The organism is Hungatella hominis (assembly GCF_014288005.1).
Taxonomy (GTDB): Bacteria; Bacillota; Clostridia; order Lachnospirales; family Lachnospiraceae; genus Hungatella; species Hungatella effluvii.
The window spans coordinates 1-6302 of the sequence record NZ_JACOPB010000040.1 but is presented as its reverse complement, the minus strand read 5'-3'; the positions used below and the strand labels follow the sequence as shown (position 1 = coordinate 6302).

The following is a 6302-nucleotide window of genomic DNA, read 5'->3' as shown; positions in this document are numbered from 1 at the left end:
GAAATTCCGGAGGATAAGCTCAATGTGATTTTTGATAAATTCTGCCGTTTAAGCAATGCGAGATTAAGTGAAACTGGAGGCTCCGGCCTCGGACTTGCTATTGCAAAAAATATTATTGTGATGCATGGCGGACAGATAAAGGCTGAAAGCAGTAATGGTCACACTGCTTTCATCATTGAAATCCCATCAGCTTCATCTAAAATCTCAGTCACAGCATCTTAGAGATTTCCTGATGAAAAGCGCATTGTGTGAAAAGCCCGGCAAATAATAAGATGTTATAATGTGAACATCAAATATAGGAGGTACAACAATGTACGCATGGGAAGCAATCGAACAATCCTTGACTTTTATCGAGGAACACTTAACAGAAGATATTTATACGGAAGATCTGGCCAATATCGTGGGCCTGTCCCCTTTCTACTTTCAGCGTTTGTTCAAGCGGCTGGTAAATAAACCGGTTCAGGAATATGTGAAACTCCGCCGCCTGGCAAAGGTGATTGAAAATCTGGGTAATACCGAACAGAGAATACTTGACACTGCCCTTAACTATGGCTTTACAAGCCATGCGAATTTTACGCGGGCCTTCAAGGAGACGTATGGAATCACACCTGAAGAGTACAGAAGGGATTTACCAATGCTTAACACATTTGACAAGCCGGAAGTTTCCATGAATTATGTCTTAGTAGACGAAGGGATTCCGTTGGTGGTAGGAAATATCGTCTTGGAAATCCAGAGAAAAACGTTGGCGGAACCAGAAATTTATCTCGGCTTGGAAACGGAAGTTTGTATTTCTGAACAAATTCCGGTTGGTGAAAGCACAGGTGTGGACGTGCCGGGACAGCTTTGGAAACGCTATCATATGGAGAAGGCGTCAATCGCAGCAGATTTCGATACAAATGTAGAAATGGGGATGTCCCATACGGAAGATACGAATCAAGGCTTTTTTACGTATTTTGCAGGTGGTCTTGTTCAAAATATCCCGTGTAATCAGCAGGAGGACTTTGTAAGCAGAAAACTCCCGGCAGGAGAATACATCGTTTGCAGAATCGAAGCAGAAAATTTTGAGGATTTGGTAACGGATGCCTTGAATCAGGGCGGAAAATACCTTTTCGGTACATGGCTGCCGCATCACAACTTAACAACGGAGCCTTTCTCAGCAGAAAAGTATTATCGTGACTTAAAAGATATGGCTTGTATGGAAATTTGGGTCAAGCCCTTACAGTTGGAAAATAAAAGATAGGAGGATATTGGGATGGATTGGAATATGCTTTATACAAACGGCCATGCTCCATCTCTGAGGCAAATAGCAGAGTATATTGACAATCCGTTATGGGCAGAGTTTGACAGCCGTATCCGGTCCACTTACCGGATTGAGCCTTACATGGATCACAGCCGCTGTTCCATGCAGCCAGGCTGGAATATTAAATACAAGAAGAGTGGGAAATCTCTTTGTACCTGTTATCCAATGCAAGGTTATTTTATCGCTCTTGTGGTTATAGGAAGCAGTGAACTTACAGAGGCAGGGTTATTAATGCCGTTATTCTCTGACTATGTGCAGACAGTATTCAGAGATGCAAAAACTGGTAATGGACAGAAATGGCTGATGTTAGAAGTACGGGATAAGGAGATTATGGATAATGTTTTTGAACTGATAAATCTTAGAAAGAAGAGTTAAATAAATAATATTCAAATGAGCGGAGCGGCTTTTTGGCGGCTCCGCTGACTTTTGTCTGAATTGATACTTCAGAGTGATAGCAACTGGTTGGTTTCAATATCCCTGTCACAGCGCCTTAGGAATGTCTTAATCATTCATTTATTATTCCATAGAAAATCAATTATCTCAAATTAAAAAACTGCCTGTTCATCAATGGTATGCTTAAACTGCCTGATAGAACAGGCAATATTTATATGAAAGGAGGTAATTTTAGAGTATGGAGGTGGCTATGAGAAAGAAGATAAGACGGATTATTACAATTCTGGGAACAGCAGCAATGATTTTTACCGTAACAGCCTGTGGGAACCGCATGGATACTATGCAGCCTGCTGCTTCCTATGTTGCAGACTTTTTTGATATTCCAGACACCGTGACAGGAATCGAAAGACTTCTGCTCAAAGATGATATGGCCTATATGTGCTGCCTGGAGGAGGATGGTTCGTCCTATTTGGCAGCAATGGACATTGATGACGGCAAGTTTTTGAAACAGGATCTGGATGTGGATGCTTCTGTCTCGCTTCTGGATTTTGGCTTTGCCCCGGATAACAGTATCTGGGCGGTTTGCCTGGAGAAGGCAGGCGGTTATAGTTTGAGGAAATTTGACAACAGTGGTTCACAGGTCCAATCGGTTGACCTGGCAGGTGTGATGGACACCCCGGTCATATCGGCAGTTGGAAGAGATTTAAACCTTAGCATTGATATAGAGGGGAATATCTGTGTGGCTGCAAAAGGTGGAAATACGTTGGTCTATCTATTCGACAATAACGGCCGTTTCTTATTTTCTCTTGATTATGACGGTAATCTTATGACAACCACAACGACTGCCGGAGGACAGATTGGTATTTGTGCGACTTCGTCAGACCGTATGAACTATGACCTGCTGACAGTGGACATGGAGAGGCAGGAGTGGAGTAAAGATAAAATCTATCTGGGAGCAACAACAGGACTGTATGGAGGCGTGAACAAAGATTTCTATCGGTTTGATTCTTCCGTTTTGTATGGGTATGCTGCTGGCGCACAGGAGGGCATCCCTGTCCTTAACTGGTCGGATATGGGACTTGGCACATCAGAAGTTCATCTTGGAGAATGCACGGATGGGCGTTTTGTGGTCCTGGCAGCCTCATCCAATCAGACTGAGGTACTGTCATATGAAATGACGGTGCTAACCAAGGGGGTGGATGAGAGAGAACTTTTGAGTATGGTGAGCCTGACTGCGACTCCTGGCCTTGTACAGGCCGTATCCGATTTTAACAAAACAAACGACAGGTATAAGGTTGAGCTGACAGAGTATTTTCCGTACGCACAAAATGTTTCCAACGAGGAATGGGATAATGCCATTTTGAATCTTAATACGCGGATCATCTCTGGTGATATGCCGGATATCCTGGATATGAGTAATTTGTCTGTACAGATTTATCAAAGCAAGGGGCTCCTGGAAGACCTTTATCGATATATGGAAAATGATCCGGAAATCCGGACAGAGGATTATTTTGAAAATGTCTTTGAAGCTATCAGCCTGGATGGAAAGTTACCTTATCTTACAGACGGAGCAGCCATATCCACTATGCTGGCTGGCGCGGATGTTGTGGAGGGAAACAATGGCTGGACCATTCAGGATCTGGAAAAGGTCCTTGATACTTACGGAGCCAATTCCATAAACAATCTGTCTGGTGCTTCCTTCCTGAAAATCATGCTTCAGACAGATGGCAGTTTTATTGACTGGAACCTGGGCAAGTGCTCTTTTGATTCACCTGAATTTGTAAAAATGCTGGAATTTGCCGGTAAAATACAGGGAAGCAGCCAGAACGGCTTTGGAGGAACGGAGATGAGTGATTCCTATGCAGCAGCCTATGAAGCAGTGCTGAGCGTTTATCACATCACCAAGTACAGAAATTACTACAACGGGAACCTGAAGTTTCTTGGACTTCCCGGAGACGGCGGTGAATACCATGCAATTAAACCTGAAGTGAAGGTTGGAATCTCCTCGTCCAGCCCTCGGAAGGAAGGGGCATGGGAATTCGTCAGAACACTATTGACAGAGGACCACCAGATGTCCTGTATGATGCTTCCGATTCATCGGAAGGCATTTGATAAAGTCACGCAGGCGGCGGTGGAAGGAAAATCTATCTGGACATGGATTTACGAAGATGGTAAGGCAACAAAAGAAGATGCGGAGCTGACAAAGCAGCTTTTAAACAGTGCAGCCTATGTGGAGAATGACAATCAGACACTGGAAGCCCTGATATTGGAAGAGGCCGGGGAATATTTTTCAGGGGCAAGGAGCGCCCGGGAAACGGCTGAAAGAATTCAGAGCCGGGCCAGTCTTTATATCAACGAGCAAATGTAAAATTTTTATATGCAATGGAAAGGATTCAAAATTATGAAAAGACAGCTTAAGAAAAGACAGTTTATGAAAAGAGGAATGATGGGGATATATGCAGCTATCTGCGCGGGGATGCTTTTGGCTACCGGATGTGCAGGTACGGAGCCAAATGCAAAAACGGAAACAGAAAGAATTGAAGCGACAGAGAGACAGGAAAGTAATCCTGTAAATACTGTCAGTAAGGAGGAGAAGGTGGAAGTCCCCGAAAAGCAGGAGGAAGCGGTCCAAAATGATTCGCTTCTGCAAATTCAGGATGATGTCGGGAACGGGGACTCAGATACAATGGATACGTTTGCAGATGCGAACGACATGATGAAGTCAGCTGATTTGAGCGGCACAGCCGGAGAATGCTCGGATACCGGGTGCGTGATTAATACATCACCCTTTGCGGATGGCACGTCATCTTCCGGAGATGGAGGCAGTATAACGGTTACTTATTCAGAAAACACAGTATTTCAAAAGGGAACCGTGAAATCAGATGGCAGCAGCTATTCTTTGGAGGGCAGTGAAAAAGACGGGATAGGAGATAACGATTTTGTACTGTGTTTTGGAAAGCAGCAGGCAGACGGCTCTTACCTGGCAGACAGAATCATTAAGATTGTATTCAATTAACCTGATAGGAGATGATACTGCTATGCGTTTACATATTGGGGAAAAAATCAAACAGCAAAAGGCCATGCTTATTTCCGGAAAGAAATACAGGCCCCTTATAGAAGAACGTGTACAGCGCATGGCTGTATATCTTATGATTGGATTTTTTGCATTTATGTTTGTATGCACAATTATTTCCCGTGCATCCCATTCTTTTACAACTGCCCATGTTGCAGTGTCTTCCATGACAAGCAAAACGTTAATGAACAGGGCTGAAATGGAAGGGATTATCCATGCGGCTGCAGAAAAGGGGATTAGCCTTCCGGATGGCCTTAAGGTCGTGTCCGTCAATGCAGGGGAGGGCAAACCGGTAGACAGAGGTGAAATACTGATAGAATTTGATATACCTTCCGTAGAAGAACAGATTAAGAAGCTGGAAGAAGAAATCCATATCCTTAACCTGAGAATCGATCTTTCAGCAGACAATGGCGGCAATGATGTGATTGAGGCACAGCGTAAGCTTGCAGATGCCCAGAAGGCGTATGAGCGCATTGCTGCGAAGTATGACAGGACAGAGATGCGGCTGAAAGAAGATTATACAAAGCTTGAAGAAACACTGGCAGATGCGGAAAAGAATCTTATTAATAAGGCAGAAGCGCTTGTGAAGGAAGCGAGGGAAAACCTGCAAAATGTAAGGGAGGACGCGGAGGACGCCATCCGTGCCGCAGAACAGGCGCTGGATGAGGAATCAGTAAATCTTGATGATTCAGAGGATGGTTATCAGCAGGCATTAGAAACGTATGAGCAAGCGAAAGAGGAACTTAATATGGCAAATCAGAGAGTCAGCGAAATAAAGGAAGCGATTGCAGGGAAGCAGCCGGACGATGCCACGGATTATACGGAGGAGCTGAAGGCTGCGGAAGAAGAACTTTCCACTGCACAAAAGGTATTTAACCAGGCAAAAAAGGAACTTTCAAAAGCAGACTATACCTCATCGTCCTATGACAGGGCAGACGATAACCTGGATTCCATCAAGAGACGCTGGAAACGTAAAATTGATAAAGCCAAAGATGCTCTTTATAAAGCAGAAACAGTGCTGGAAGCAGTCAGGGAAGGAAAAGATTTTTCAACTGAGTCTGCAGTCAGTGAGGCCCAGGCTGCCATTGATACTGCAAGAGAAGCGTTAAACCGTGCCCGGCGTGAGTCGGAGGATAACCAGTATTCTGAGGAGGAAGAACTTTATGCTGCGGGAAGGGCAGTTGAGACCGCGCAGGCAGCATTGGAAGATGCCCGGAGACAGGCTGATGTATTGCAGAAAGAAGGTGAGATTGGCAGAATTACCTGTGAATCTGAGCGGTCAGATAAAGAGAAATCGCGTGCTGCATTGCAGGAAATTTTGGATAATGGGGGATGCCTTTTGGCTCCGGCCCCTGGAACCGTGGTGAGGACGCTGGAACGTGGGGATAAAACAAAGAAGGAGGAAGATGCAGTCATACTTTCCTCTGCTGACAGAGGATTTGTTTTTGAAGGAAAACTGGATAAAGATTCAGCGCGCCGCTTTTCAGCCGGGGACAAGGGAGAGCTTCATTACAAATTGGATGGAAGCACACAAAA

General features: G+C 44.6%; 6 protein-coding genes. All 6 read left to right on the top strand.

Features of this window, described 5'->3' with window-relative positions:
- The coding region (locus H8S75_RS31910) for an ATP-binding protein (protein ID WP_243270553.1) at positions 1 to 222 on the top strand (222 nt) is incomplete at its 5' end.
- Positions 223 to 310: 88 nt separating this feature from the next.
- Positions 311 to 1240 (top strand): helix-turn-helix domain-containing protein, encoded by a 930-nt coding sequence (locus H8S75_RS31905; RefSeq protein ID WP_187024915.1) that lies wholly within the window; start codon positions 311 to 313, stop codon positions 1238 to 1240.
- A gap of 12 nt (positions 1241 to 1252) precedes the next feature.
- Entirely contained in the window at positions 1253 to 1675 is a 423-nt protein-coding gene (locus H8S75_RS31900; protein ID WP_187024914.1) for a DUF3788 domain-containing protein, read from the top strand.
- A gap of 256 nt (positions 1676 to 1931) precedes the next feature.
- Positions 1932 to 4061 carry an ABC transporter substrate-binding protein gene (locus H8S75_RS31895; protein WP_187024913.1) on the top strand — a complete coding sequence of 710 codons (2130 nt, stop codon included), beginning with the start codon at positions 1932 to 1934 and terminating at the stop codon, positions 4059 to 4061.
- A 33-nt stretch (positions 4062 to 4094) separates the two neighbouring features.
- Positions 4095 to 4709, top strand: coding sequence for a hypothetical protein (locus H8S75_RS31890; protein ID WP_187024912.1), 615 nt, complete (start codon positions 4095 to 4097; stop codon positions 4707 to 4709).
- 22 nt (positions 4710 to 4731) lie between these two features.
- The coding region (locus tag H8S75_RS31885; RefSeq protein WP_187024911.1) for a coiled-coil domain-containing protein at positions 4732 to 6302 on the top strand (1571 nt) is incomplete at its 3' end.

Coding starts and splice junctions, on each gene's coding strand:
- H8S75_RS31905 (WP_187024915.1), top strand. CDS start 311: ATGTACGCATGGGAAGCAATCGAACAATCCTTGACTTTTATCGAGGAA.
- H8S75_RS31900 (WP_187024914.1), top strand. CDS start 1,253: ATGGATTGGAATATGCTTTATACAAACGGCCATGCTCCATCTCTGAGG.
- H8S75_RS31895 (WP_187024913.1), top strand. CDS start 1,932: ATGGAGGTGGCTATGAGAAAGAAGATAAGACGGATTATTACAATTCTG.
- H8S75_RS31890 (WP_187024912.1), top strand. CDS start 4,095: ATGAAAAGACAGCTTAAGAAAAGACAGTTTATGAAAAGAGGAATGATG.